The organism is Dyadobacter pollutisoli, from assembly GCF_026625565.1.
Lineage (GTDB): Bacteria > Bacteroidota > Bacteroidia > Cytophagales > Spirosomataceae > Dyadobacter > Dyadobacter pollutisoli.
Genome location: NZ_CP112998.1, coordinates 4409188 through 4435830 on the forward strand (window position 1 = coordinate 4409188; position 26643 = coordinate 4435830).

Sequence of the window (26643 nt, forward strand, 5' to 3'; positions counted from 1 at the left end):
ATTTCGGCCAGTTTTATCATTTACTATTGAAATTTCATGGCTGAAATTGCCCCTTCCATATTAGCTGCCGACTTTGCGAATCTGCAGCGCGACGTTGAAATGCTGAACGCCAGTACCGCCGGATATATCCATGTGGACATTATGGACGGTATGTTCGTTCCCAATATTTCGTTCGGTCTACCCGTTTGTGAAGCCATTCACCGCCATGCGCAAAAACCATTGGATGTACATTTAATGATCGAACAGCCGGATCGATATCTCGAAGCATTCAGAAACGCCGGTGCTGCTACGCTTACCGTACATTACGAAGCATGCCCGCATCTGCACCGCACGATTCAGCACATTAAAGAGCTGGGTGCGCTACCGGGCGTCGCTCTCAATCCGCATACACCCGTAGAAGTATTGTCAGAAATCCTGGGTGATGTTTCCCTCGTGCTGATTATGTCTGTCAATCCGGGATTCGGCGGGCAAAAATTCATTGAGAATACCTACAAAAAGATCGCAAAACTGAATGACCTGAGAGAAAAATTCGGGTACACCTTCAAGATTGAGGTCGACGGAGGCGTTAATCTGAACAATGCGCCCGTTCTTGTCCGCGAAGGTGTGGACATATTAGTCGCGGGCAGCTTCGTGTTCAGCTCCGCAGATCCGATCAAAACCATTGAAGATCTGAGGAATAGCTAAGATTTATTCTTTTGATTTAACCCCAAACATGATGATTGTTAAGACATTCGGGCCTACGTTATGAAACTGTCCAGACCATATTTTTACAGTTTTATCTTCGCAGCCTGTCTCGCTGTCCATATTTCTTTTGCTGTCAGTCTCGAAGAAGCTGATGCCAAGTTTCCGCTTAAAATCAGTCCAAACGGTAAGCATATTACCGACAGCCACGGTTCGCCATTTCTGATGGTGGCGGATGTGGCGTGGCAAATGTTGCGTAAGCTGAGTTACACCGAAGCGGTTCAATATATGGATATCCGTAAATCGCAGTCGTTCAATACTTTCCTGGTACAGCTGCTACCTGCATTACCCAATCAGAAAAATTACAACAAAGTCGCCCCATTTCTCGATAATGACCTTTCCAAACCGAATAAGCCCTATTTTGACTATTTTGAAAAGATTATTATAGCTGCGAAAGAGCGAAATCTGGTTGTTGGAATTGTGGTTTCGAGAAAAAGCTGGAACGAAGTATTTGATGCTCAACAAAAAGAAATCTGGAAAAGCTATGGAGCTTATGTAGGGAAAAGGTTTGCAAAATATTCCAACATTATCTGGATCGTCAGCGAAGAAGAGTATCAGAGCGCATTCCAGTTCAAAGCCATTTCCGACGGTATCAGGTCTGAATCTGACGGGCAGATCCTGGCCTCACTCAATACCTGCTCCCCTACGAACATGAACGACGATTCTACCAATCGTTCCGATTTAAAATTTATCATTCCGGATTCAACAGTGACGCCATCGGAATATGCAGCCCTGGCAAACTGGCAAAAGAACTCAGCAGAAGCAGCATTACGCCCCTTTTTGATTGCCAATTCCGAATTCCCCAAAGAGATCACAGACCAGTCGGTACTGATCCGAAATCAGGCATACCAGTCCATTCTGAGCTCTGCGGCAGGGTTTTGCCACATGAGTACCATCAAAAATTTTAATACGACCTGGAAGGCTAACATTACCAAGGACGGGGCCGAGTACATTCACGAACTCGTCAAAATATTGAAAGGAATCCCATGGGAATATATGCAGCCCGACTCCCCTGAGCTACTGGTGGATTCGCTGGACAAGGCTGAAATCGGCATTGTCACTTTGTCCAATAAACGAATGGCCATGCTCTACCTCCCCGACTCCCGACCGGTAAAGCTGAATCTGAGCCATTTGAATGGCACCGACTTCGGTGCTGTCTGGTACAGTCCGAGGACTGGCAGAAGATGGAGCGGCGGGGAATTCAAATCGTCCAACGAAGCTTTGGTTCAGCCACCCGACTCCCAACCCGGCTGGGACTGGATATTGCTGATCGGAACAAAGCAGTAGGTTTGACATTCAGCCATATTCTTAATAATATTACTCTTTATTGAATTGCACGGCCGGCCCTTGGAGCACCCATGAACGTTATTTTTAAAAGTATAGCCACTTTCCTGCTCTACGCATTGCTATCGAGTCATTGCTACGGTCAGGATATTTTGTGGGCAAATAAAGTTCTTGGCTACTCGTCCGAATACCGACCTGCCCAGTACGGCCACACTTACCGCGCCAAACAAATCCTCGGAATCCCCAATAAATTGCCCGATTTCGGTAATAGTCCCTGCGCCTGGTCCCCGGCCGAAGCCGACGGCAGAAATGAAGAATGGATCAAGGTTGGGTTCGAAAAAGCCATTCCCTTAAAACAAGTCGCCATTGCCGAGAACTTCAACCCCGGCGCTATCACCCGTATTTATGCCTACGATGAATCAGGAAAAGAGTATCTGATCCTCGAAGCACCAGCCGCTCAGCAGGTGGTGAAAGGCCGAATGTTACGGGTATTCCCAAAGCAGTCGGATATAGTCGCCAATGCCGTCAAGATCGTACTTCAGCCTGGCAAAGTTTCTGGTTTTAATCAGGTAGATGCGATTGGTATTTCCCCCAGTAGCAAGCCTATCGAGGCAGTTATCAACATAGCAGCCGATGTTCAGTTGAAAACCCAGAAAGAAAACGTTGGAAAAGAAATTAACAGCAAAGGTCAGGAAGTAGCGCCCATTATTTCTCCGGACGGAAAAACCTTGTACTTCACGAGAAGCAATTTTGCAGGCAATGTAGGGTCATACCAAAAGCAGGACGTGTGGTTTTCTACATTGAATGATAAAAATCAATGGACTGAGGCAACTAACATCGGTTCACCGATCAACAATGCGGGGGATAATGCAATTACAAGTATTTCGGCCGACGGAAAAACGATCTATCTCATCAATGTGTATCGCCCGGACGGCTCCATGTATTTTGGACTTTCCCGTTCTTTTAAAACCAAACAGGGATGGAGCTTTCCCAAAGAATATAAGATCACCAACCTGGCTGGCTATGTCGGTAGCATGGAGCTGACGGTTTCGCCTTTCGGTAATGTCATGATTATTTCCGTCCAAAGAAGTGACACGGAGGGAGGAAAGGATCTTTATGTTTCATTTTTACAAAAAGATGATAGCTGGTCGGAGCCCCGGCATCTTGGAAATACCATTAATACCGCGGATTACGAGGGTACGCCGTTTCTTGCACTCGACAACAAGACTTTGTATTTTTCTTCGCAGGGCCATAGTGGCTACGGTGAAGGCGATCTCTTCCTGACACGACGTCTGGACGATACCTGGGTCAACTGGTCCAAACCAGAAAATCTGGGCCCTTCCATTAACACACCACTTTGGGATGCCTACATCAACATTCCGGCAACCGGCGACTATGCTTATTTCAGTGCAAGTGAAAAATCCCTGGGGCAGGAAGACATTTTCCGCATTCGCATGACGCCGGAAATCAAACCTGATCCGGTAGCTGTCATTACCGGAACGATTTATGAGGCTGAAACCAATAAATCCGTCAAATCAGAAATCGTCGCCGACATTAAAAAGAACAATGAGGTTTTTACCAAAGCCATTTTCGACCCTGAAACCGGCGAGTACCGGCTTATTTTACCATTAAAAGAAATATACCGCATTTCAGCGTCTGGCGAAGGTTATTTCCCGGTATCAGAAGATCTGGATCTTTCGGCCGAAACCAGTTTCCGGACGATCAAAAAGAATCTCTACCTGCAACCCATCAAAGCCGGCCAGCAGATCAGGCTGACCAATACCATGTTCTCCCAGAGCAGCGCAGAAGTGATACCTTCTTCTTTTTCCGAACTGGACAGGATCGTTTCGACGATGAATGCCTACCCTACGATGGAAATTTTGCTGGAAGGACACACAGACAATCAGGGAGAAGTCCAAAAAAATGTAAAGCTTTCTGAGGATCGGGTGCAGCAGGTGAAACGGTATCTTTTGTCCAAAGGAATTGACCCGAAAAGAATACAAACCAAAGCTTGGGGTCCTGCCAAACCCATTGCCAGCAACCTGACCGAACAGACCCGCCAAAAAAACCGTAGAGTAGAGTTTACGATTCTTAAAATTTGAAAAACATCCTGTAAAAGGAAATTTGCTTAATTTCGCGGCAACTTGATCATGTTTATCCCGGTTCGCCGCGTGGCGAACAGCAAGCGCAGTCATCAGCCAACATCATCCGTAATGTCTTTAAACCACACAAAAGAAAACCTTCGGTCCCGGCTTATTCTCCTAGCTATATTAGTCGCAGGTTTGGCTTTAAGACTTTATCATCTCGATAAGTTCAGCATATTCTTTGATGAGAAAAGTACCATGGTGATAAGCCAGGGCGTGGTATTGGAAGGTGCTAATCAGAAAGAGGTTTTCTCGACACTTAAATTATCGGACTCCCAATTCTGGAAAACGCCGACACTCGACTACCGGCCTCTAAAAGTACATAGGTCGCTTACATATAGCGAAACCTTCAGTCCACGTGCATTCACCCCGGCCGAATTCTGGGCACCTAAAACACTAGAAGACTACTTTGAAGCTAACAATAGAAGCGACATCGGAAACAGTCCTTTCTACTACCTGATATTGCATTGGTGGATGGAAATTTTCGGCCTTTCTGATTTTTCCGCACGCTCACTGTCCGTCATTTTCAGTGTCTTGATCATTGGTCTTACTTATCTTTTCGGCAAAAGGTTTTTCAATGTTACCACCGGACTGATCGCCGCAGCGATTGTCGCTATCGAGCCATTTTTTATAGCTTACAGTCATCAGGCCCGCAACTACTCGCTTACCTTCTTTCTCACGCTGCTGGCTACTTATTTATTTCTCCAAATCATTGAAAATAAGTCTGATAACAAAAAGACATTCTATTTATACTTGGGATATAGCCTTGCTGCCGGTCTCGGTTTGTTATCGCACTTTCTGACGATCTCCGTTTTAATGGCCCATGCAATTTATGCATTGTTGTTTCTGAGATCTATCAAAGGATGGGTCAGGATGGCTATTTCGGCGGTGTTAGCATTGTCGGGAGTAACGTTGTGGATGCTTTATGGCGGTGGCCAATACACCCTTTATACGCTGAATTACCAAGCCGATCTGTATAAAAGGGTGGCTGAAACCATGCCGTATAATAATCCGTTTGGTATTATTCTACCAGCAACTGCGGCCAATGTCTTCAACAAATCACTGCCCATTTTTACAGATCTCGTCTTTTTCACGAACGGGTTAACCGACGCTCTTGCTGGCAAAAAGAATGTCATCATTGCTCTGTTTACGGGCATTCTTTTGATCGTCTGGTACCGGTTCAAAGACCGGACCAAAACGCCGGATTGGCTTACTCATCGCTTTCCTTACCTGCTGGTTATTCTGAGTTCTGTTTTTTATACCAATCATAAATTGCAGTTTACCATTCTCTCGGTAAGCATTTTTGCCCTTTCTTTTATTCCCGACATTCATGATAAAGCCAATCCGGCTGAGAAAAAAAGACTTTGGATGTGTTACATCATGGGGTTGTTTCCAACCTTATTCCTGATTTTAATGTCGTTCAAAAGCGGGCATACCAATGGGCTTACACAACGTTATTCCGGATTTTCATTTCCCTACGTAATCATCGTTCTGAGCCTGCTTTTGCAATATTACAATACATTAAAAGTTGAATTCAGAGTGTTGATTTTTGTATTTCTGACTGCCCAGTTGTATTTCGTTGGATCAAGGCTCAATGAGTTTTATCAAGACAAATCGGTGAAATACGGTTATTTCGCTACTCCGCGGGTTCCAAATCCTTACTATGAAGCTGCTCAGAAGATCAAAGAGCTCTACCAACCGGGGGATACCATTTTTTATCCGGCACCACGATTCAGGATACTATCAGAAATGGACCGCACTTTCCTGCCTTATTCAGTCCAGGATGCCCAGCTGACTAATTTGTATTTACCAAAAACGGCACAATACATACAGGCCATGGATACCACTCAGACTGAGGTAATATGGATCAAAAAGCCCAACAATCCGGCACCTGTGGAGATCAAGAGATTAAAGGGTCTCAGGTATGGATCGGAGTAACCAATTAGGCGCTGAATCCCGAGCCGACAAATAAGATTTTGTATATTGCATACTCGAAACCGGAGATTTGGCCGTTATTTTGTCAATAATTTCTTACATTGATATACACATTAAGGCATGACTGCAGAAGAAATATTGAATGACCCAAGACAAATAAGCGGAGAACTCCGGCTTAAAATTCTGGGCCTATACCATAAAGCAAATGCCGGGCATATAGGCTGTTCTTTGAGCTGCATTGACCTGATGATCGCAGTTCTTTTCCTTCAAAAAGCCGAAGAAGATACTTTTATCCTTTCGAAAGGACATGCTGCCGCGGCACTTTACGCCTGCCTTAATGTACTGGGTGAAATTACAGACGAAGAACTGAGTACTTTCTACGAGGACGGTACTACGCTTCCGGCCCACCCTGCTCCGCGCCAATATAAAGGAATTCCATTTGCAACGGGCTCATTGGGCCACGGATTGCCGATTGCTACCGGTATCGCTCACGCCGCCAAGGTAAGCGGAGACGGCACCTATTCTTTCGCATTGCTTTCCGACGGAGAAACCAATGAAGGAACAACCTGGGAGGCAGCACATTATGCTATTCAAAACCAGCTGGATAACCTCTTTATGATCGTTGATAAAAATGGTTTGCAAGGTTTTGGGTTTACGGATAAAGTCCTCGGTGAAACTGCCTCGGTTGAAAAATGGAATGCCATCGGTTTTGAAACGGTTGAACTGGACGGTCATGATATTACCTCCATTCATTTGGCAATCAATGAATTAAAGTCTCATAAAAACGGGTTACCCAAAGCGATTATCGCGAACACTGTCAAGGGTAAGGGCGTTTCCTATATGGAAAACAAGCTGGAATGGCATTACTTGCCGATGAACAAGGATCAGTATGAGCAAGCTACAATGGAAGTTAAGGAACGTTATTTTAATGAATTGACGAATGCTTGATCATTTACCGGTTTACCGCGATAAAATAGAAAAATTAAAAGGGCCTGTTTTTGTTTTTGGTGCCAGCGGCTTTATCGGCGCTAATCTTTTCAACGATATTTTCAAAATCCGTAAAGACTGCTATGCTTTGACGCACGATGCGACGAAAGCCTGGCGTCTGAAATTGCTGAATGTTCCTTTTGAGAACATTGTGCATTGCGACATTCTGTCCAATAACTCGGTTCAGGAGGTTTTTGAAAAATACAAACCACAGACCGTATTCAATCTTGCCGCTTACGGCGCTTACAGCAAGCAAAACAATGTCAATCTGACCTACGAAACCAATGTAATAGGGACGGTTAATATTTTGCAGAACTGTACACGAGAAATGGTATACATTCATGCAGGTAGCAGCTCTGAGTATGGCTTTAACTGTACCTCTCCAAAAGAAACGGACCGAGTAGAACCCAACAGCCATTATGCTGTTTCCAAGGTCTCAGCGGCGTATTTGCTGGAATATTATGCCAAGGTTTTCGATCTGAAAACGCTGAATTTACGTTTGTATTCTATTTACGGATATTGGGAAGAGCCGGACAGATTGATACCGAAATTGATTGAAAATGCTCGCAAAAAGCAGCTTCCTTCATTGGTTTCCCCGGATATCAGCCGCGACTTTGTCTTCATTGAAGACTGCGTCGAAGCCTTTCTGGATGCCGCATTGAAAATTGATTCCAGCACTTCTGGGAAATCGTATAACATTGCTACCGGGCGCAAGACGACGATGGGTGACCTGGTTGATACTTCCAGAAAAACCTTTGCAATCACGCAGGAGCCTCTTTGGGGAAGCATGTCCAACCGCAAGTGGGACCTGGCAGAATGGTACGGCGATCCAACCTCTTTCGAAGATGATTTTGGATGGAAAGCGCGTACTTCACTAGAAACAGGTCTTTCAAAATACAGTCATTGGCAGGAAGAAATTAAGTACGAAAGCAGCGTAATCCCAGCCTTCGAAAATCCGAAGCTGAATCCGGTTATTACTGCGATTATTGCTTGTTATAAAGATGCGCAGGCTATTCCTTTTATGTACGAAAGGTTGGTCAAGACATTTAATACACTGAAAGTACGTTACGAGATCATTTTCGTAAACGACAATTCTCCCGACAATCAGGAAGAAGTGATCAATAAAATCTGCGACAAAGATCCGAATGTGGTGGGTATCAGCCATTCCCGTAATTTCGGTTCTCAGTCGGCGTTTTTAAGTGGTATGGAGATCGCCACAGGCGATTGCGTGGTGTTAATGGACGGGGATTTGCAGGACCCACCCGAAATTATTCCTTCGTTTTACGAAAAATGGATGGAGGGTAATGATGTGGTTTATGGCGTGAGGGTACAACGTGAGATGAAGCCGCACATTCACTTTTTTTACAAATCCTTTTACAAAATATTCCAAAGCCTCAGCTACATTCCAATCCCCCGTGATGCAGGCGACTTCTCCATGATTGATCGCAAAGTAGTGAAGGAACTGGTGGATTTACCTGAGACTGAGCAATTCTTACGCGGGTTGCGTGCCTGGGTAGGATTCAAGCAAACGGGTGTCCCTTATGTGAGACCAGAAAGAATGTTCGGGGTTTCGACCAATAACTGGACCAAGAATATCTGGTGGGCGAAGAAAGCCATATTCTCATTCAGTTTTGCACCGTTGGAACTCATGAGCTATGCAGGTTTCGCTTTGACCGGTTTGTCCATTCTGGGCATCTTCTGGCAGATACTTGCGAAACTATTCTTTTTTCCTGATACACCGCAAGGGATCAGTACAGTGATCGTCCTGATCGTATTTTTCGGCGGACTAACCATTCTCGGTATTTCGTTTTTAGGAGAATACATTACCAAGATTTTTGAAGAAACAAAAAAGCGGCCCAAATACATCAGAACCAGGATACGCCGCGGCTCCAAGTCTTACAAAACAGCTGACGAGATCAGGACTTTGGTGAAGCAACTGAGGAAATAAGTAGCATTTTTGCTACCTTTGATAAACACACTATAAATGAAGTCGAGTGAATTGCTCAGGCTGGTGAAAAAATCCGGTTGGGTCGAAATAAGGCAAACAGGAAGTCACAAGATTTTCCAGAACCCGGAAACTGGCGAAACCATTCCCGTTCCTTTTCACGGTGCAAAGGGACTGGCTAGCAGCATCTTGAAAAAAGTTGTCGGCAAATGAAAAAAATAGAGGTAATAATCGAAAAACAGGATGTCAATTTTTTTGCTCGGATAGAGGGTAAAGGAAATTATATGCCTAATGGTTACGGCCTGACGCCAAAAGATGCCTTGAATAATCTGAAAGAAATTATTCTTGACTATCAGGTTAATGAGGGGAAAGACGATAAATTCTGGAAGAAGGTTGATATTAACACGGTCGAATTTGAGTTGCACTACGATCTGCAGGCTTTCTTTGAGGAGCATGATTTTTTAAATATAACGGCGATTGCGAAAAGGAGCGGAATTAATCCGGCGCTTGTAAGACAGTATGCCAGCGGAGTTAAACATCCATCGATAGAACAGTCCAAAAAATTACTGGGCACTATTCATCAATTGGGAGAGCAGTTACAGACCATTTCTCTGCACGCCTGACGTCACTTAGGACAATTCTAACATCGGCTAATAATAGCCTTTTGCGATATTTCAAATGAGAAAAGAATTTTCAAACGCCATGGAACAGTTAGCAATGGAGGACGACTCCATTGTTTTCATAACGGGTGACCTGGGATATAATGCATTGGAAAATCTGCAAGCCAAAATGGGCAAGAGATTTATCAATGCCGGAGTTGCTGAGCAGAATATGATTGGTGTCGCAGCCGGATTTGCTCATAAAGGATACAAGGTTTTTTGCTACAGCATTGCCCCTTTTATCGTTTATCGATGTCTTGAACAATTCCGTAATGATGTGTGCTTCAATAACCTGCCGGTTTTTTTGGTAGGTAATGGAGGTGGTTATGGTTATGGAATTATGGGGAGCAGCCATCATACTATTGAGGACCTGGCATGTTTGAGCGGACAACAGAACGCCAACGTGTGGGTGCCGGCATTTGCTGATGAAGTAGAACCAGTGATACGTCAGATTACGTCGGATGCCAGACCGGCTTATTTACGGCTCGGCGCGGGTAAAACAACACCTGACAATAGTTTTAGTACCGGTTCTTTTAAGGTAATTCACCATTCTAAAAATGCGGAAATAACGGTTTTTGCACTTGGACCGATTGCTAATAATGTTTTGACAGCTTTATCATTGTCTCAGGAATTGGCTTCCAGGGTCAATGTCATTACTGCACTTCATTTTCCATTGCAGATTAATGACGACCTGGCAGATTTGATAGCAAAAGCCCCATCCATTTTGGTAGCGGAAGAGCATATCAGTACCGGCGGACTGGCGCAGCAACTTTCGGTACAGCTTTTGGAAAAAGGGATTTTCCCACGCAGTTTTAAAAGTCTCAAAGCAGAAGGCTATCCGAACAGCCGTTACGGAAGCCAGACTTATCATCAGAAACTTTCAGGCCTTGACCCGGATTCTATTCTGTCCCATATTGGTAAACTAATGATCCCGGCATGACAAAAAAGGCTTTAACCATCATTCTGAGCCTGATTCTATTGCTACCAGTCCTGATTTATTTTACGGTCTGGAATTACTATGCTATCAATATCCCCAAATGGGATGATCATGCGCTGAAAACCTTCATTCTGGAATATGCGCATGCACCAGGCTGGAAGAATAAGATCCTCGCGCTTTATCGACAACATAACGAGCACCGGATCGCACTTACCAGACTTTTTACCTGGATCGATTACTCTGTTTTCGGGGCTCTGAATTTCAAGCATTTGATGCTGGCTGGGAATGTCCTTCTTTTAGGTATCATTCCACTTTGGTATGAAATACTAAGAAAGAACAAGAAACCGCTTTTTGCACTTGTTCCAGTCCCGTTTATCTGGCTTTCACTCGCTTTTTGGGAGAATATGTACTGGGGAATGGCATCTATCCAGAATTTCGGCGTTGTGACTTTGACATTATGGACGATCTATCTTTGTATAAATCCCAAAACAACACCTTTTGTAATATCCATTGTCCTGGCCTTCATCGCAATCTCGACTAGTCCGAATGCTCTATTTGTCCTTCCAATCGGCGCGTTTTTAATTTTTCTGACTCAAAACCGCAAGCGATTTGCGCTATGGGTTATTACCAGCGGTGTATTTATTTTCGGCTACTTTTATGGTTACGCTAAATCGGAGGCTAATCCAGATTCAAAGGCCTCTATCTTTCAGCTTGTAAAGGGTTACATGGCTTTCCTCGGTTCATTCGCCGAATCCATCCCCGTACTAGATCACTTCAAGGTTTGTTTCTTTATCGGCATTGTACTGTTTTTGGTGGCGGTTTCAATCATTTCAGCTACCCTTTTCAGGATTTCAAAAAATAAATACAGTAACAAATTTGAGAAATACACGGACCTCTTTTGTCTCGGAGCGATCCTTTTTATATTGGGGACAGCACTTGTTGTAGTTTATGGAAGAGCAGGTTTTGGTCTGGAAGGGCTCACAGATAGTAAGTATAAAATTTATTCTGTGCTGCTTCTGTTAGTTGCGTATCTATATATAGTCATTCCAATACGCGGTAGCTTTTTGTCTCCCTACATTACGGCCATTGTATTTCTGGCAATCACATTCAATGTATTCAGCTACCATTATCACCTTGTGGATGCCTACAACCTGCGGAAGTATCTGACGACTGCTCAGTTTAATGGAAGTTTTGAGGATAAGACACTTAAAATTCCATCGGACACTACGCTCGCGGCCAATATCGTCGAAAAAACACCTGTTTTCTACGATACCTTACTACCCATGATTGCCGTGGCAGACAGACAAACTTTTGCCGGAAGCTCACGGGGACTTGTCGAACTGTATGATCACACGAGTTTTAATGCAGAGAAAGATTTGCTGAAAGTTTCAAACAGTACTTTTTCGAACCAACGGTTGCAGGATAGCGGCGTATACATTCTACTAAGTTCAGACAAGCGTTTTTACCTATTTCCAGCTAACCGCACGAGAAACAAAAGCCGAAAAGAACTGTTCCTGAAACAATACTATTTCGCACCTGGATTCAATGCTGAAATACCTTTTTCAGAGCTGGAAAAAGGTACGTATAAAGTGGCTATCGTCCGAAAATTAGGAGAGGAAACAGGCATTTTATTCAAAGACAAGACAATTAAAGTCAGTCAAACCACGAAAAATAAAGTGAAGGTAAACTGGTAAATATGAAGAGTACATCACAAGGACATATCATACAGCTTGACGGGGTACGCTTCATTGCAGTTGGACTGGTACTGCTCGACCACCTTTTCGTGGAGATAAATGTTATTCCTTTCGGCGCGCTGGGTGTTACTATCTTCTTTGTACTCAGTGGATTTCTCATTTCCAGGATACTTTTAAAAAGCAAGGAGAAGACCGAGGGAACACCAGGTGGATTTAAGAAATATCTTCGCAAGTTCCTCATTAGAAGAACGATACGAATTTTCCCGGTCTACTATCTGATCATTGTATTACTTTTTGTATTTGACGTTCCGCCCGTCCGTGAAAAACTGGGATGGCTGGCTCTTTATGCGACCAATATCTACATGGCTTCGCACAAAACCTGGCTGGGTTCGGTGGATCATTTGTGGTCGCTGGCAGTGGAAGAGCAAGTTTATCTATTCTTTCCATTCCTGATATTTTTTATCCCAAAGAAAAAGCTAATACCGGTTCTGGGCATGCTCGGAGCGCTGGGTATTGCTTTCCGCTTCATTTATTTCTTCTCTGTCAAAGATTTTGGGGCTGACAACTGGATCGTCACGTATGTAAGTACGCCCGCTTGTTTTGACTCGTTTGCATTGGGAGGGTTAATGGCGTGGTTGCAACTTTACAAGAATGAAACATTTGTCAGGCTTTTCAACAAATCATGGCCTGTGGTGATCGCCATGCTGGGCTGGATATTATTGCAATTCTGGTCAAAATCCTTTGATCAAAAATACAACATCTCTTTTGTCGTTTTAGACAGAACGGTTTCTTCAATTTTTGGATTTTTCCTGATTGGAAGAGCTGTGATGGGTTACAATGGATGGATGGCAAGCTTCCTTGAAAACCCGGTGAGCGTCTATCTCGGCAAGATCAGTTATGGTTTATACCTCTATCACAACTTTGTCTATAACCACTTTCACAGCGGCCCAATGCACCCAACTGTGAGGCTGTTTCGCAAAATTTACCAGTATGTCCCTGATTTAAAAGGGAATATTGCCTTCGAGGCGCTGATCGTTGTTTCGCTCACTATCGCGGTCGCGTCCGTTTCGTGGTACTTTTTCGAGAAACCAATTAATGCATTGAAGGATAAGTACGCTTACTAAATAATCATTTTGCATAGCCCGGTTACAGGCTTTATTTATTAATTTCGCGCAACCATACCAAATAAGATTCTGCATGTCATACCTTCTTAGTATAGTAATGCCCGCATACAATGAACAGGATTGTATAGAAAAGGTAGTATATAATTGGACTAATTTTCTCAAAAATAAATTTCCAAACGACAATACCACACTAATTGTAATCAACGACGGTTCCAAAGACAATACCAAAGTTCTTTTGGATAAATTACAACAGGAGGTTTCCAATCTGACAGTTATCAATCAGAAAAATGGTGGTCATGGCAATGCAGTAGTGAACGGTTACCGCAAAGCTTTGGAACTGGGTTCTCAATATGTTTTTCAAACTGACAGTGACGACCAGTTCGTTTCCGATGATTTTGATAAACTTTGGAACAAGCGCGACCAGTCGCAGTTTATCCTGGGCTACCGGGAAGTACGTCACGACGCAGGCGTCCGGTTGTTTATCACCAAGTTCCTGCGCGGAACAATTTCCACAGTGTATGGTACCTACATTATGGACAGCAATATTCCTTTCCGTTTGATCAAAGGGACATTTTTACAAAAATTAATGAATCAATTACCTGATCCTGAACCATTTGCTCCGAACATTTTTCTTTCGGTGATGGCAAAAAAATCAGGGCAGGAATTATTTGATATCCCCATTACCCACAAAGACAGGGAAACAGGCACGGTTTCAATAGTTAAATGGAATCTGTGGAAAGTTTGTATACGAAGCTTTAAAGAACTGCTGCGGTTTCGCCTAGAACTCAATAAAAAAGTAAAAGCGATCCGTGCTTAAAAAATAGGCTTGTGTCGAAAAAAAATATTATTGTTATCCTGCTGATTGCCATCGTCGCGTCAGCAGGATACTTCCTGTTTAAATGGTCACGCGGTTCTTCTGCCGCCTGGAAATTTATTCCGTCCAATGCGGTTGTGGTTATTACGAGCGAACATTTACAAGATTCGCTTTATCTGGCAACCGACGCTAACCTGGACATCAAACGACTCCCATTACTCGACGTTGCAAGCGACAATTTATCACTGCTCAACCTGCTGACCGCCGACAAAAAGCGGCTTTACAGTTTTCTAAAAGGCAAGGCGCTCTCCTATTCCTACCATCCCCGCACCAGTACAGAATGGGGTGTATTAATGTATATTCCCGTTAATGACGATGAAGCCAAATGGCTTGGTAGCCCGCAGCGAACGAATACCCGGACTCTGCACCATACGTTTCAAGACCATCGCATCACGGACATCATCGACAACAATTCGAGACCGCTTTTCTCCTATCTGGTAAAAGACAACTTTCTGATCCTAAGCTACTATGGCGATCTGATCGAAGACGCAGTGAGGGCATCGTCACTCAACATTGAATCTTTCAGGCTGAGGTCTCATTTTTCGGGTATTGATGATTCTGAGTACGGTACCAGCATTTACCTGCGAAATGATGCCTGGAAATCCGTCATTTCCCCTGAAAATGTGAACGGGATTCTCAAAGAGTTTGCAAAAAATTTTCCTAACCACCAGGATTTTCACATTGAAACGACTAAAAATAAAGGTGACCTGGTTCTAAAATCAGCGGGAACAATAGCTCCTGACTACTACCTCACTGACATTATCAAGGACATTCCCGGTTCACCTTTTGCGGGCCACAAACACATTTCTCAGCAAACTTCCTTTCTCTATCGTTCAGCTGTGGTCGATAAAGCTGCATTTAAAAAGGAGTTTTTGAAATGGCATAAAAAATACAAATCAGAGCCCTGGGATAAGCTTAATTACTACATTTCGGCGGAAAGTAACCTGCTGATAGATAATCTTGGCGCTGAACTGATTTTATGCCAACTCGAAGAAAACAATAGCATCAGCGACGGGAAAATCTTGCTGGCCGAATTCTCTAACTACGACAAAATGAGGCCTGTTCTTCAAAAACTGGCGAGACTTGCCAATCAGGAAAGTAATGTTTCCATCGATCAGTACCAGGGTTATGACATTTATTCTGTTCCAATTCCCGAACTTCCGTCAGGACTTTACGGACCTATGTTTTCCGGGTTTCCGCGAAGCTACATTACTTACGTGCCGCCTTATCTGGTGATCAGCAATAACTCTCAGGTGCTGCAAAATTACATTGTAGACTATGAAAATCAGATTACCTGGAAACAGTCCCCGGAATATGACAGCGTATTGACCAGTGCGGTATCAGAAGCGCAGCTTTCAATGGTCGTTAATTTGCGGAAAGCACAGTCAGGTTCCGGTGGAGAAGGCAGCATAAAATATTCTGACCTGATCGCCAAAATGGAATCTGTAGTTCTGGAATGTCACTACGACGGCGATCAGACGTTCCCTGAAATAACGTTGCGCCCTAAAAAAAGACAAACTTCCAGCAAGGTGTTAAATCGCACTTTCCTGAACATTGACATTGAATGGCCGGACATTTACGATACACAACTGGCAGCTTTACAGAATCCGCTGGACGGAAGCTCCGAGATACTGCTCACAGATAAAGAGAACAACCTCCTAAGAACTAACAATTTACGCGAAGGCAAAACCGAAACTATTGCCAAACTCAACGGCCCGATCATTACTTCTGCTTATAAAGTGGATTTTCTCAACATCGGCAGGCAACAAAGGATTTTCGCGACCAACAGGACCATTTACGCACTCGATGAAGATGATTCGACGACCGTAACCACATTTACGGCTACATTACCTTCTGCAGAGGACATTACCGCATTGTATTCTATTGATGGAGGCGATGACGGAAGTAATCGTTTTGTTATCAAAAATGCCGCAGAGGAGTTATTTATTTGGGAAAATGTCACGAAGCCGATCAAACGGCTAAACCATTCTGTGGCTTTTGAGAACATTCAAAGCCCGGTGGTGAGCCTGAACCAAATTGGCAACCGTGGCTTTATAGTCACTCAGAAAAATGGCAAGATCTATCTTTTAAAAGAAAACGGAACGGTTCGGCAAGGGTTCCCCGTCGACATTCTTACACGGACGGAAAGCGCTTTTACCTGGGCGCAAAATCCCGTTTCGGGCCAGCCTGAGCTAGTTGGTGTAAGCGTTTCCGGAGAATTGGTGAGGATCAGTCTGGATGGAAAAATAACTTCCCGAAAACAGCTACTGAGGCCTGAACCAGGATCACGCTTCCGGACTCTTTTCGACCGGAATTCGCTCGACTGGATTCTGATAAGATCATTAAATTCCAAAACAGCGATCATTACCAAAGAAGGAAAAGATCTTTTTGAAATCAAAGATATCCTTCCCAATTCCGTGATCCAGTACCATTTCTTTGGAGTCGACAACCGGTTTATCACCATTAAATCCGGTAACTATACGACTGTGTTCGATATGAGCGGAAAACGGTTGGGCGATAAAGCAATTCCCTCCGAAATGCCGGTACAGCTCACATACCAGCCAGGATATTCTAAATTGCTTATATTCAGTCGATCGGAGAAAAAGATACAGGTTTGGTCGGTTAAGTTGCGATAACAGCTATGAAGTTTTTGAAATATTTATTCCTGATTTTGGGGTGCCTCATTTGGGCCATTAGTATCAGCCAGCCGCTGTTTTCGCTCGTCGGAAGCTGGCATCTGATCCATGACGGCTACCAGTATGGCGATTTGTTCCGGCTATCTACATTATCCGAATTCAGGGATCCCAGGGTTCAATGTGAGGATTACACTCCCCCAGCCCATGCGCGCCCGGACAAAAAGGTGCATTTGTACGTCATAGGAGATAGTTTCACTGAAAAGCAGCGGGTCAGCAAGAAAGATTTTGTGGTGGACAACTATACTCAGGTTAAATGGGATGATTTTCTCCACATCAAAATCGATACCTCAGAAACCAATATCCTTTTGCTTGAATCTGTGGAAAGACATTTGAGGCAAAAAATGGTAGCGAGGATAAAAGTCCTTATTCCCGACACGGCGACGTTCGTGACAACCACTGAATCCCCAAAAATCCTGCAACAGCTCGACAATGCTTTGAAAGCAAATTTCACTGCCGACCGATTGGACGGATTGCTATTCCAAAATGACATTTTTCTGACCTTGAAGAGCTGGAAGGCAGATTTTAATTACAAAGTCTTTGATCGCGTAAATAAATCAGTAACGCTCGTGAACGACGATCGGGACATGGTGTATTACCTCGACACCGACACGCCTAATGTTACGTCCTCTTTTTCCGAAATCAGGAATACCGAAATTGATACGGTCGTTATGAACCTGAACCGAAGCCGTGATTTTGCCGACTCATTGGGTTTTGACCATGTAATACTGTCGATCATTCCCAACAAAGTGTCCGTTTTGAGTCCCAACTACGGAACCTATAATCGCCTGATCGAAAGGGTTTATGCCCACCCAAATCTTAAACTTCCTTACGTAGATATCCTCGCCGACTATCGTAAAATGGGACGTCATTCTTACCTGAAAGGTGACTCACACTGGACTTGTGACGGCCAGTATTTGTGGCTCAATAAGGTCAACGCATTGATCAATCGGCTCGTCGAACCGGCAACACCTCTGTAACCAGCTACTTTCCTTATTGAACCGGCTGGCTCGTTGCCCGAGGGTAAGCATCGGAAAGACAGCCGCAAATGGGTTTTTCGCCGGTAAGAAAGGAAGTTGTACCATTAGAATTCCTACATTGTAAGCGATTGTATCCTTGCTACGTAATATTTTGCGGCTAAATCGATTCTTATGAAAAAGAAAGCTTCCTACCGGTACGTTACATTCCTGTTTCTTTTCATTTCTGCTGCCGTTCTCGCGCAAACCGGTAAGCTACACCCCGGTTTTGACAAGGCAGAATACACTGAGTTGCTTTACATGCATGTGGAACTTTATGATTCGATGAAAATCGATCCGACGAAACCGAATTCCATTTTACCTAAGCCGGCTCATTTCAAATCGCACTACAAATCACCTATCATGGGACTCGATAACCGCTGGCAGTTGTGGACAAATGACGACAAGTCGGTTGGTGTCCTCAATATCAGGGGTACAACCCAGAACCCGGTCGGCTGGCTCGAAAACTTCTATGCAGCGATGGTACCTGCAAAGGGTGAGCTCAAATTGGCCAATGATTTTACTTTTCAATACCATCTGGCCGATAATCCGAAAGCGGCGGTGCACATTGGCTGGCTGGTGGGTATGGCTTTTCTTGCGAGGGACATTGTCCCGAAAATCGACTCGTGTTACAAGGCCGGCATTAAAGAATTTCTGATTATGGGACATAGCCAGGGTGGCGCAATCACTTTTTTGCTTACATCCCACCTATATTCGCTTCAAAAGCAAAATAAGCTTCCACAAGATATTCGTTTCAAAACTTATGCAAGCGCCAGCCCGAAGGTTGGCAACACTTACTTTGGCTACGAATACGAAAGTATGGTCGACGGCGGCTGGGGTTACAATGTCGTTAACTCGGCTGACTGGGTGCCGGAACTTCCTTTTTCAGTGCAAACAATGGAAGATTTTAACGAGACTAATCCCTTCAAAAATATAGACGGCATCATTAAAAAACAGAAACTGCTCGCCAGGATTGCATTAAAACATGCTTATAAGGGCATGAAAAACCCCGGTGAAAAGGCGCAACGTAACTATCAGAAATACCTGGGCAATTATGCTTCAAAGTACGTCGTAAAGAATCTCCCGGAATTTCAACCGCCGGTTTATTACAACAGTAATCACTATGTCAGGACCGGTCCTACCATTGTTCTTTTAGCCGATGCCGAATATTTCAAACAGTTTGCTAATTCGAATGACAAGGTATTCGTCCACCATTCTGTGGATCCATACCTGTTTTTACTTAAAAAATATAAACACTAAAATTGCCCTATAACTCAGCGATGCGGACACTCCTGCTTACTCTCCTATCATTTTTAACAATTTCTGTTAACGCCCAATATAAAACCCGTTTTGAGATCAGCGGAGGGAAACAAACACCTACTTACGAAGAAGGAATTGCCTTTTATCAGCTATTGGCCAAGAATTTTCCGACCATTCAAATGAAGGAGAAGGGGCTGACGGATAGTGGAAAGCCTTTACATCTTGTTTTATATTCCAAAAACAAACAGTTTGACATTCAAAAGCTGAAAGCGCAGGGCAAAGCGATTTTGTTTATAAACAATGCCATTCACCCAGGCGAGTCGGATGGTGTGGATGCTTCGATGATGCTGCTCAGGGACATTGTTACGAATCCGGCCAAGTTCCCGGAACTGGACAGTATTGTGTTGGCCATTATTCCGTTTTACAACATTGGCGGAGCACTAAACCGGAACAGTACTACCAGGACTAATCAGGATGGGCCGGAGGAATATGGATTTCGGGGTAATGCAAGGAATTATGATCTGAACAGAGACTTTATCAAAAGCGATACGCGTAATGCAAGAAGCTTTGCAGCCATTTTCCATGAGCTGGACCCTGATCTTTTTGCCGATACACACGTCAGCAACGGAGCAGATTACCAGTATGTGATGACATTGGATTATGCGCAAAAAGACAAGCTGGGAGGTTCGCTGGGTGAATTCAATGACAAGGTTTTCCTTCCATACATGTACAAGCATTTGAAAGAGGCCGGTTTTGAGGCAACCCCGTATGTCAATTCCTGGGGTCAGACGCCGGACAAAGGTTTTGTACAATTCCCAGACTGGCCGCGTTACTCCACGGGTTATGCAGCGCTGTTTCACACCATCGGCGTGATGACTGAAACGCATATGCTGAAACCCTACGATCAGCGTGTAAAAGCTACCTATTCCTACCTGCACGGCAATATCCGCTTCCTTGCCACGTACAGGTCCAAACTTTTGAAACTGAGAAAAGAGACGAAAGAGGCTGTAAAATCGCAAGAAAAATTTGCGATAAGCTGGCAGGTCGACAAGGAGAAAAATACGCCGATCGAATTCAAAGGCTATGAACCCGAATATTTGCCCAGTAAGGTGAGTGGAGCGGAAAGATTGCATTACGACCGCACCAAACCATTTACCAGATCCGTCCCATTTTACGATACCTATGTACCGCTGGACGAAGTAACCCGGCCCGAAGCGTACATTATCCCGCAAGGCTGGTATAACATCATCGATCTCCTGAAGCTGAACCAAGTGAATGTGAAGCAACTTGAAAAAGACACTGAAATGAGTGTAGAGACTTACTACATTGAAAAGTACGAATCACCCAAACAGCCATTTGAAGGTCACTATTGGCATACTTCGGTTACTTTGAGAACAGAAAAACAGAAGCTATCTTTCAAAAAAGGGGATTGGTATGTACCTGTTAATCAATGGACGAACAGGTACATTATAGAAACGCTGGAACCCAAAGCTGTCGATTCGTTTTTCAAATGGAATTTCTTCGATACCATTTTGCAGGCAAAAGAACACTACTCGGCCTACGTTTTCGAAGAACTGGCATTGGCATTGCTGGAAAAATCGCCGGAGCTTAAAAAACGGCTCGAAGAAAAAAGGAAATCAGATCCCGAATTTGCCAAAAGTGGAAGTGCCCAGCTTGATTTTATCTACGAAAATTCACCGTACGCCGAGAAGGAATACCTAAGATATCCTGTGTTCAGGGTTTTGAAATAAATTCTGACTGGTTAAAACCGGAACCCAAGGCTGAAATTGAACTCGCCCATAATTTGCATGCCGCTTGTGCTATAATTTCGGAACTTAGAAGTCTCCCTGTCGATGTATCGTGAACCCAGGCCAGCATTCAGGGAGATTTGAAAATGCTGAGTGATCTGAAAATTGACATAATTATTGACAAGCATCCCAAGCCTGAACCTTTTGGCGTTATCGTCCTCGTCTGTATAAATGCCTGTCGTTGGTTCGTAATTAGTATAAGTACTCCGTCTATTGCCCCATCCCATGAAAACTGTGGGCCCGACTGCGTAGGTTACTTTTTTCTGACCAAATGGATAAATTTTAAGTCCTGGTGAGAAATAATACATTTGCGAATTGTTACGACGGCCATCATAGCTATAAAAGTAGCTGTCGGGAAAGATCATTGTGACAGGCAGTATGACGCCGAAATATCTGCGCTTGTCAACAATGGCTTCATAACTTATCCCGAACCCCGGGCCGCTGTCCAATGCTTTGAATGGCGAAAAATTGATAAGGTTTCTTCCAAAATCTTCATCAAGTACCTGCCCGCGTCTCTTTTTACTACTATCCTGAAAACGGTCGTTTATAAAAACGGTCTGGCCATTTCCAAACTCAATCCTGTTTAGTTCGTTTTTGCGTATTACAAAATTAGCACCGTCCGGATCTTTGCTGATTTTGTACAAAACCTTGTCAATTCCCACTTCGGTAACCTTGCCCTCGATGGTCTTACCGTTTCTTTTTACCAGCACGTCCTGTCCATTTACTGAAAGGAATGCGGCTGATAATAAAATAGTTAATGTAATGGCTCTGATCATAATCACTGATGAGTTGATGAATGTAGACGAAAGTTACAAATTCCTGAATACTTTTGCAGAAATGTAACTACTGAACGTTTAAAAATTTAGTTCTGTTATACCCTTGGCTTACAAGGCTTTTTATATGATTCAAGGCTGTTTCTATCAAAACTTTAATATGAATAGCCGATTAAAAACACCAAATGACATTTCAAGATTTAAAACTCATTGAGCCTATTGCTAAGGCTCTGCAAGAAGAAGGATACAATACTCCCACACCTATTCAGGCAAAGGCTATTCCAATTATTTTAGAGCAAAGGGACTTGTTGGGCTGTGCCCAGACCGGTACGGGAAAAACCGCGGCATTTGCCATTCCAATGTTGCAACTCCTTCATGATAATCCTGTTGGCAAATTTGAAAAAAGCCGCATCAGGGCGCTCATACTGACTCCAACGCGCGAACTTGCTATCCAGATCGGAGAAAGTTTTGCGGCATACGGACGTCACACACGTGTAAAACATACCGTAGTTTTCGGAGGTGTAGGTCAAAAACCTCAGACCGACGCATTGCAAAGAGGTGTTGATGTACTGATCGCCACGCCGGGAAGATTACTGGATTTGATCAATCAGGGCTTCATTAAATTGAACCTGCTTGAATTTTTTGTTCTGGATGAAGCGGACCGTATGCTGGACATGGGATTTGTTCACGACGTGAAGAAAATTATCAAATTGCTTCCAGCGAAAAGACAATCCCTGTTTTTCTCAGCCACTATGCCACCGGCCATTGTTACATTGGCAAACACGATACTGAGAAACCCTACGAAAGTGGAGGTTACACCGGTGTCTTCGACAGCTGATACCATCCGCCAATCCGTATTTTTTGTTGATAAATCGGATAAAAATTCTCTGCTGCTGCATATTTTGCAAGACCAAACTATTGCTACTGCATTAGTTTTCACGAGAACGAAGCACGGTGCGGACAAAGTAGTGAAAGTACTGAGAAAAGCTGGCGTAACATCGGAGGCGATTCATGGTAACAAATCACAAAATGCACGTCAGAATGCATTGAAGAACTTCAAAAGCCAGACGACACGTGTTTTAGTTGCTACCGACATTGCTGCCAGAGGTATTGATGTAGATGATCTGACACATGTGATCAATTACGAAATCCCGAATATTCCAGAAACCTACGTCCACAGAATCGGGCGCACAGGCCGTGCAGGAGCAAAAGGAACGGCATTTTCGTTTTGTGACCGGGAAGAAAAAACATTCTTGAAGGATATTCACAAACTGATCGCCAAGAATATTCCGGTAGTTAATGATCATCCTTATGCAGTAAGATAAAGCAAAAACATTACCGATTTCTTCGTTACTGGTCAGCCGTGCTCGGATAACCGGTAACGATTTTGCATTTCAGGACCATGGCAAAAAATACCTATACTGACATTGATTTACAAAAAGCGCAGCAGCTGAGTAAAGAGCCCGGCGCGGTACTCGTGGATGTACGCGAGACCTGGGAATTCGAAGAATTTAATGAGGGCGGGATTAACATTCCGCTGGCAGAAATCAGAGAAAAACGCGATTGGCTAGTCGCTTACCAGACTATCATCGTGATTTGTACCAATGGCGTGAGAAGCAAAGTAGCAGCCATGGATTACTGCCGGGTGCCGGAATGGGCTGCTAAGCAGATTTTCCATGTCAAAGGTGGGATTATTGAGGCAGAGTAGACTTGCCAAGTCTCGAAGACTGGTAAGTCTCAAAGTTATTAAATGTCTAAATTCCCTTCAAAAACCTTCACTGCAGGGCCGATCAGATATATATCACTGAATTCGCCGGGAGCGGTTTCATGGTAAGCAACTTCCAGAGTGCCTCCAATCGTTTCCACAGTAACAGGTCCAGCCCAACCTTTATGCAAGTGCGCTGATAACGCACAAGCCGTCACGCCTGTACCGCACGAAAAGGTTTCATCCTCCACACCGCGCTCATAAGTGCGAACGCTCAGATGATTGTCTTCGATAACCTCTACAAAGTTCACATTGGTACCACCTTTCGGGCCATATACTGAACCGTACCGGATCTCACTGCCAATATTCACTACATCAACCTCCTCTATATGATCCACGTAAGTAATGTAATGTGGAGAACCCGTATTGATAAAGTCGAACTCGTCATATTGTGCCACTTCTTTTACATTCGACATTTTCAAGCGGATAGTATCCCCTGAAACGCTGGCTTCATGCTCCCCGTCAACCGCAATGAACTTAGTACTATCCGAAAACAGTCCGAGATCATTGGCAAACCTGACCACACACCTTCCTCCATTACCACACATGCTACCTTCACCCCCATCGGCATTGAAGTATACCATTTTGAAATCGTAACCTTCAGCATTTTGAAGCAGAATGAGACCATCCGATCCTACGCCGAAGCGGCGATGGCAAATGGATGCGATCAATGCTTTTGAAACGGGGAATGTTTGGCTCCGGTCATCGATCAGTACAAAATCGTTTCCTGTACCCTGGTATTTATAAAATGGAATGCTCATATACTATGCGTGTCAACAACTATGCTACAAAACAACAAAACCCTGCAGGAAAAGATCGCTTGCAGGGTTTTAAAATTTTTGTCCGAAGAATATTTATCTTACTTCGATACTTTAAGCTCTTTAATACGAGCGGCTTTACCCTGACGGCCGCGTAAGAAGAACAGACGGGCACGACGCACCTTACCGCGACGAATCAATTCGATTTTTGCGATACTTGGTGAAAGGATTGGGAAAACACGTTCAACAGCAATGCCGTTTGAGATTTTACGTACAGTGAAAGTTTCACCGCTTGCGCTAAGATTACGACGTTGCATTACCGTACCCTGAAACTGCTGGATACGCTCTTTGTTACCTTCGCGGATCTTAACGTGTACGTTGATCGTGTCGCCTGAAGTAAATTCAGGATACTCGGATTTACGATTTTCAATCGTAGCTTCTACGAGTTTAATAAGTTCGCTCATGACGAATGCTTTTATGGATTAAAAATGATAGCTTGCTTCCAGCGGATGGGGTGACGCCCCTTCATTCAAAACAGCTCTTGCGAAAACGAGTGCAAAGCTAAGATTATTTCCTTGTATGTAAAAGCGTTTTCTGAGTTTATATGCAAAAATTTACAGGAAATTCAGCAGGTTGAAACACTGACTACCAGTTGCTTGGTACGATCATTTTGGTAAAATTTTTATGAAGATCTTCAACGTAGAACAAATCCGTTCACTAGACACCTATACCATTCAAAATGAACCGATTTCATCACTAGATTTGATGGAACGCGCCTCGAATGCATTTATCCGGTGGTTTTGTAATCAGTTTGTGAACACCCGCCCTGTCCGTATATTTTGTGGAAAAGGGAACAACGGAGGGGACGGACTGGCCATTGCGAGAATTTTATCAACTCACAGCTATGATGTAAAAGTGTACATTGCCGAATACAGCGCCAATGCTACCCCGGACTTTCAAAGCAATCTGGAAAGACTTCAAAACCACTTAAAACCCGAAAGCATTCATCGGATAGCAGATTTCCCATCCATTGCTCCAAATGCGATTTGTATCGATGCGCTGCTTGGTTCGGGCCTGTCGCGACCCGTTGAAGGCTTATTGGCAGAAATCATTGGTTCATTGAACAAATTGCCCAATAACCTGGTCTCCGTTGATATTGCAAGCGGTTTGTATGCCGACAAACCAAATGGCAAAGGCGACACCATCATTGAACCCGACTTTACGGTGTCATTCCAGCTTCCCAAACTCGCCTTCATGCTACCCCAAAATGCTACTTATACCGGCGACTGGCATTTGGTGGACATTGGACTAAGTGAAAATTATATCCGCAAAACTCCTACTCCATTACATTATACAGACAAACAAACGGCGGAAGAACTCATTAAGCCCAGGCAGAAATTCTCCCATAAAGGAACATACGGCCATGCACTGCTCATCGCAGGTAGTTTTGGTAAGATGGGCGCGGCCGTACTTTCAGGCAAGGCCTGCCTACGATCGGGAATAGGTTTATTGACCATGCATTCGCCTGGCTGCGGGTACGATATACTACAAATCTCTATTCCCGAAGCAATGGCTGTCATGGATAATAACCATAAAACCATCAGCCAGTTACCCGAACTGGACGCCTATTCGGCCATAGGTATCGGACCAGGGATTGGGCAGGATGAGGCTACTGTTAAAGTAATGGAGCAGCTTCTTGAAACGATAAAAGTGCCTCTGATTATTGACGCGGATGGACTTAATATTTTGTCACAAAATCGCTCTTTACTTGACAAATTACCTGAGAACACCATTTTAACACCTCATCCAAAGGAATTTCAGCGGCTTGCCGGTGAAAGTAAAAATGAATATGAGCGACTAGAACTCGGCAAAGATTTTGCCAGAAAGTATAGGGTTATCATTTGCCTAAAAGGCGCAAACACCGCTGTCATTCTTCCAAATGGCGACATTCATTTCAATTCTACCGGAAATGCCGGAATGGCAACAGGTGGTACCGGTGATGTACTGACAGGCATCATTACTAGTTTATTAGCCCAAAAATACAGTCCCGAGCATGCTGCTATTCTGGGAGTTTACGAGCACGGCCTTGCCGGCGACCGCGCAGCCGAACAAAAAGGCCAAAGCGCCCTGATCGCCTCGGATGTTGTGGATTGTTTAGGCTGGTAGGGCTAATAATTCTTTTACTTCCTGTTACTTATTAGAATTGGAAACGTCTTAATAGAAAGGGAAACTTATGAAAAAGGATG

Annotated in this window: 22 protein-coding genes; 19 read left to right on the forward strand and 3 right to left on the reverse strand. The window is 43.9% G+C overall.

The window, feature by feature from the left end; genetic code table 11:
- The first annotated feature begins 36 nt into the window (after nt 1-36).
- The 16 genes from rpe to ON006_RS18115 all read left to right on the forward strand — a co-directional run bounded on the left by rpe (nt 37) and on the right by ON006_RS18115 (nt 21044).
- Nucleotides 37-684 (forward strand): ribulose-phosphate 3-epimerase, encoded by a 648-nt coding sequence (gene rpe, locus ON006_RS18040; protein ID WP_244820768.1) that lies wholly within the window; start codon nt 37-39, stop codon nt 682-684.
- A gap of 60 nt (nt 685-744) precedes the next feature.
- On the forward strand, nt 745-2028 hold the full coding sequence (locus ON006_RS18045; RefSeq protein ID WP_244820769.1) for an apiosidase-like domain-containing protein: 1284 nt from the start codon (nt 745-747) through the stop codon (nt 2026-2028).
- Nucleotides 2029-2099: 71 nt separating this feature from the next.
- A complete protein-coding gene (locus tag ON006_RS18050) occupies nt 2100-4127 on the forward strand; it encodes an OmpA family protein (RefSeq protein WP_244820770.1) in 2028 nt (675 codons plus the stop codon).
- A 180-nt stretch (nt 4128-4307) separates the two neighbouring features.
- Nucleotides 4308-6107, forward strand: a complete 1800-nt coding sequence (locus tag ON006_RS18055) for a glycosyltransferase family 39 protein (RefSeq protein ID WP_267609887.1) — start codon at nt 4308-4310, stop codon at nt 6105-6107.
- A gap of 117 nt (nt 6108-6224) precedes the next feature.
- Nucleotides 6225-7052, forward strand: a complete 828-nt coding sequence (locus tag ON006_RS18060) for a transketolase (RefSeq protein ID WP_244820772.1) — start codon at nt 6225-6227, stop codon at nt 7050-7052.
- Nucleotides 7045-9039, forward strand: a complete 1995-nt coding sequence (locus tag ON006_RS18065) for an NAD-dependent epimerase/dehydratase family protein (protein WP_244820773.1) — start codon at nt 7045-7047, stop codon at nt 9037-9039. Before ON006_RS18060 ends, ON006_RS18065 begins: the two co-directional genes overlap by 8 nt.
- Before the next feature lie 36 nt (nt 9040-9075).
- Nucleotides 9076-9249 carry a type II toxin-antitoxin system HicA family toxin gene (locus tag ON006_RS18070; protein WP_244820774.1) on the forward strand — a complete coding sequence of 58 codons (174 nt, stop codon included), beginning with the start codon at nt 9076-9078 and terminating at the stop codon, nt 9247-9249.
- Nucleotides 9246-9659: a hypothetical protein gene (locus ON006_RS18075; protein WP_244820775.1), complete on the forward strand. Its 414-nt coding sequence runs from the start codon at nt 9246-9248 to the stop codon at nt 9657-9659. Before ON006_RS18070 ends, ON006_RS18075 begins: the two co-directional genes overlap by 4 nt.
- 55 nt (nt 9660-9714) lie before the next feature.
- A complete protein-coding gene (locus ON006_RS18080) occupies nt 9715-10635 on the forward strand; it encodes a transketolase family protein (protein WP_244820776.1) in 921 nt (306 codons plus the stop codon).
- Entirely contained in the window at nt 10632-12326 is a 1695-nt protein-coding gene (locus ON006_RS18085; protein WP_244820777.1) for a hypothetical protein, read from the forward strand. The genes ON006_RS18080 and ON006_RS18085 overlap by 4 nt, the downstream gene beginning before the upstream one ends.
- Before the next feature lie 2 nt (nt 12327-12328).
- Complete coding sequence (locus ON006_RS18090) at nt 12329-13450, forward strand: acyltransferase family protein (protein ID WP_244820778.1); 1122 nt, start codon at nt 12329-12331, stop codon at nt 13448-13450.
- 73 nt (nt 13451-13523) lie between these two features.
- Nucleotides 13524-14267 carry a glycosyltransferase family 2 protein gene (locus tag ON006_RS18095; protein WP_244820779.1) on the forward strand — a complete coding sequence of 248 codons (744 nt, stop codon included), beginning with the start codon at nt 13524-13526 and terminating at the stop codon, nt 14265-14267.
- 11 nt (nt 14268-14278) lie between these two features.
- Nucleotides 14279-16960, forward strand: coding sequence for a DUF3352 domain-containing protein (locus ON006_RS18100; RefSeq protein ID WP_244820780.1), 2682 nt, complete (start codon nt 14279-14281; stop codon nt 16958-16960).
- Between the two features lie 5 nt (nt 16961-16965).
- Entirely contained in the window at nt 16966-17997 is a 1032-nt protein-coding gene (locus ON006_RS18105; RefSeq protein ID WP_244820781.1) for an alginate O-acetyltransferase AlgX-related protein, read from the forward strand.
- A gap of 171 nt (nt 17998-18168) precedes the next feature.
- Complete coding sequence (locus ON006_RS18110; protein WP_244820782.1) at nt 18169-19293, forward strand: lipase family protein; 1125 nt, start codon at nt 18169-18171, stop codon at nt 19291-19293.
- A 2-nt stretch (nt 19294-19295) separates the two neighbouring features.
- Nucleotides 19296-21044 carry a M14 family metallopeptidase gene (locus ON006_RS18115; RefSeq protein WP_244820783.1) on the forward strand — a complete coding sequence of 583 codons (1749 nt, stop codon included), beginning with the start codon at nt 19296-19298 and terminating at the stop codon, nt 21042-21044.
- Nucleotides 21045-21055: 11 nt separating this feature from the next.
- Here ON006_RS18115 and ON006_RS18120 read toward each other — a convergent pair whose 3' ends face one another.
- Nucleotides 21056-21877 carry a hypothetical protein gene (locus ON006_RS18120; RefSeq protein ID WP_244820784.1) on the reverse strand — a complete coding sequence of 274 codons (822 nt, stop codon included), beginning with the start codon at nt 21875-21877 and terminating at the stop codon, nt 21056-21058.
- A 182-nt stretch (nt 21878-22059) separates the two neighbouring features.
- On the opposite strand from ON006_RS18120, the gene ON006_RS18125 reads away from it, so the two are divergent.
- On the forward strand, nt 22060-23199 hold the full coding sequence (locus tag ON006_RS18125) for a DEAD/DEAH box helicase (protein ID WP_244820785.1): 1140 nt from the start codon (nt 22060-22062) through the stop codon (nt 23197-23199).
- A 77-nt stretch (nt 23200-23276) separates the two neighbouring features.
- Nucleotides 23277-23582, forward strand: a complete 306-nt coding sequence (locus tag ON006_RS18130; protein WP_244820786.1) for a rhodanese-like domain-containing protein — start codon at nt 23277-23279, stop codon at nt 23580-23582.
- 38 nt (nt 23583-23620) lie between these two features.
- Here the strand turns inward: ON006_RS18130 and dapF are convergent, their stop codons facing one another.
- Together dapF and rplS are read right to left on the reverse strand one after the other, a co-directional pair.
- Complete coding sequence (gene dapF / locus ON006_RS18135; RefSeq protein WP_244820787.1) at nt 23621-24400, reverse strand: diaminopimelate epimerase; 780 nt, start codon at nt 24398-24400, stop codon at nt 23621-23623.
- 98 nt (nt 24401-24498) lie between these two features.
- The gene (gene rplS, locus ON006_RS18140; protein WP_244820788.1) at nt 24499-24861 is read right to left on the reverse strand and encodes a 50S ribosomal protein L19; all 363 of its coding nucleotides are present in this window, start codon (nt 24859-24861) and stop codon (nt 24499-24501) included.
- A 220-nt stretch (nt 24862-25081) separates the two neighbouring features.
- Between rplS and ON006_RS18145 the strand changes: the two genes are divergently transcribed.
- Nucleotides 25082-26563, forward strand: coding sequence for an NAD(P)H-hydrate dehydratase (locus ON006_RS18145; RefSeq protein ID WP_244820789.1), 1482 nt, complete (start codon nt 25082-25084; stop codon nt 26561-26563).
- The last annotated feature ends 80 nt before the right edge of the window (nt 26564-26643 follow it).

Coding starts and splice junctions, on each gene's coding strand:
- rpe (WP_244820768.1), top strand. CDS start 37: ATGGCTGAAATTGCCCCTTCCATATTAGCTGCCGACTTTGCGAATCTG.
- ON006_RS18045 (WP_244820769.1), top strand. CDS start 745: ATGAAACTGTCCAGACCATATTTTTACAGTTTTATCTTCGCAGCCTGT.
- ON006_RS18050 (WP_244820770.1), top strand. CDS start 2,100: ATGAACGTTATTTTTAAAAGTATAGCCACTTTCCTGCTCTACGCATTG.
- ON006_RS18060 (WP_244820772.1), top strand. CDS start 6,225: ATGACTGCAGAAGAAATATTGAATGACCCAAGACAAATAAGCGGAGAA.
- ON006_RS18065 (WP_244820773.1), top strand. CDS start 7,045: ATGCTTGATCATTTACCGGTTTACCGCGATAAAATAGAAAAATTAAAA.
- ON006_RS18070 (WP_244820774.1), top strand. CDS start 9,076: ATGAAGTCGAGTGAATTGCTCAGGCTGGTGAAAAAATCCGGTTGGGTC.
- ON006_RS18075 (WP_244820775.1), top strand. CDS start 9,246: ATGAAAAAAATAGAGGTAATAATCGAAAAACAGGATGTCAATTTTTTT.
- ON006_RS18080 (WP_244820776.1), top strand. CDS start 9,715: ATGAGAAAAGAATTTTCAAACGCCATGGAACAGTTAGCAATGGAGGAC.
- ON006_RS18085 (WP_244820777.1), top strand. CDS start 10,632: ATGACAAAAAAGGCTTTAACCATCATTCTGAGCCTGATTCTATTGCTA.
- ON006_RS18090 (WP_244820778.1), top strand. CDS start 12,329: ATGAAGAGTACATCACAAGGACATATCATACAGCTTGACGGGGTACGC.
- ON006_RS18095 (WP_244820779.1), top strand. CDS start 13,524: ATGTCATACCTTCTTAGTATAGTAATGCCCGCATACAATGAACAGGAT.
- ON006_RS18105 (WP_244820781.1), top strand. CDS start 16,966: ATGAAGTTTTTGAAATATTTATTCCTGATTTTGGGGTGCCTCATTTGG.
- ON006_RS18110 (WP_244820782.1), top strand. CDS start 18,169: ATGAAAAAGAAAGCTTCCTACCGGTACGTTACATTCCTGTTTCTTTTC.
- ON006_RS18120 (WP_244820784.1), bottom strand. CDS start 21,877: ATGATCAGAGCCATTACATTAACTATTTTATTATCAGCCGCATTCCTT.
- ON006_RS18125 (WP_244820785.1), top strand. CDS start 22,060: ATGACATTTCAAGATTTAAAACTCATTGAGCCTATTGCTAAGGCTCTG.
- ON006_RS18130 (WP_244820786.1), top strand. CDS start 23,277: ATGGCAAAAAATACCTATACTGACATTGATTTACAAAAAGCGCAGCAG.
- dapF (WP_244820787.1), bottom strand. CDS start 24,400: ATGAGCATTCCATTTTATAAATACCAGGGTACAGGAAACGATTTTGTA.
- rplS (WP_244820788.1), bottom strand. CDS start 24,861: ATGAGCGAACTTATTAAACTCGTAGAAGCTACGATTGAAAATCGTAAA.
- ON006_RS18145 (WP_244820789.1), top strand. CDS start 25,082: ATGAAGATCTTCAACGTAGAACAAATCCGTTCACTAGACACCTATACC.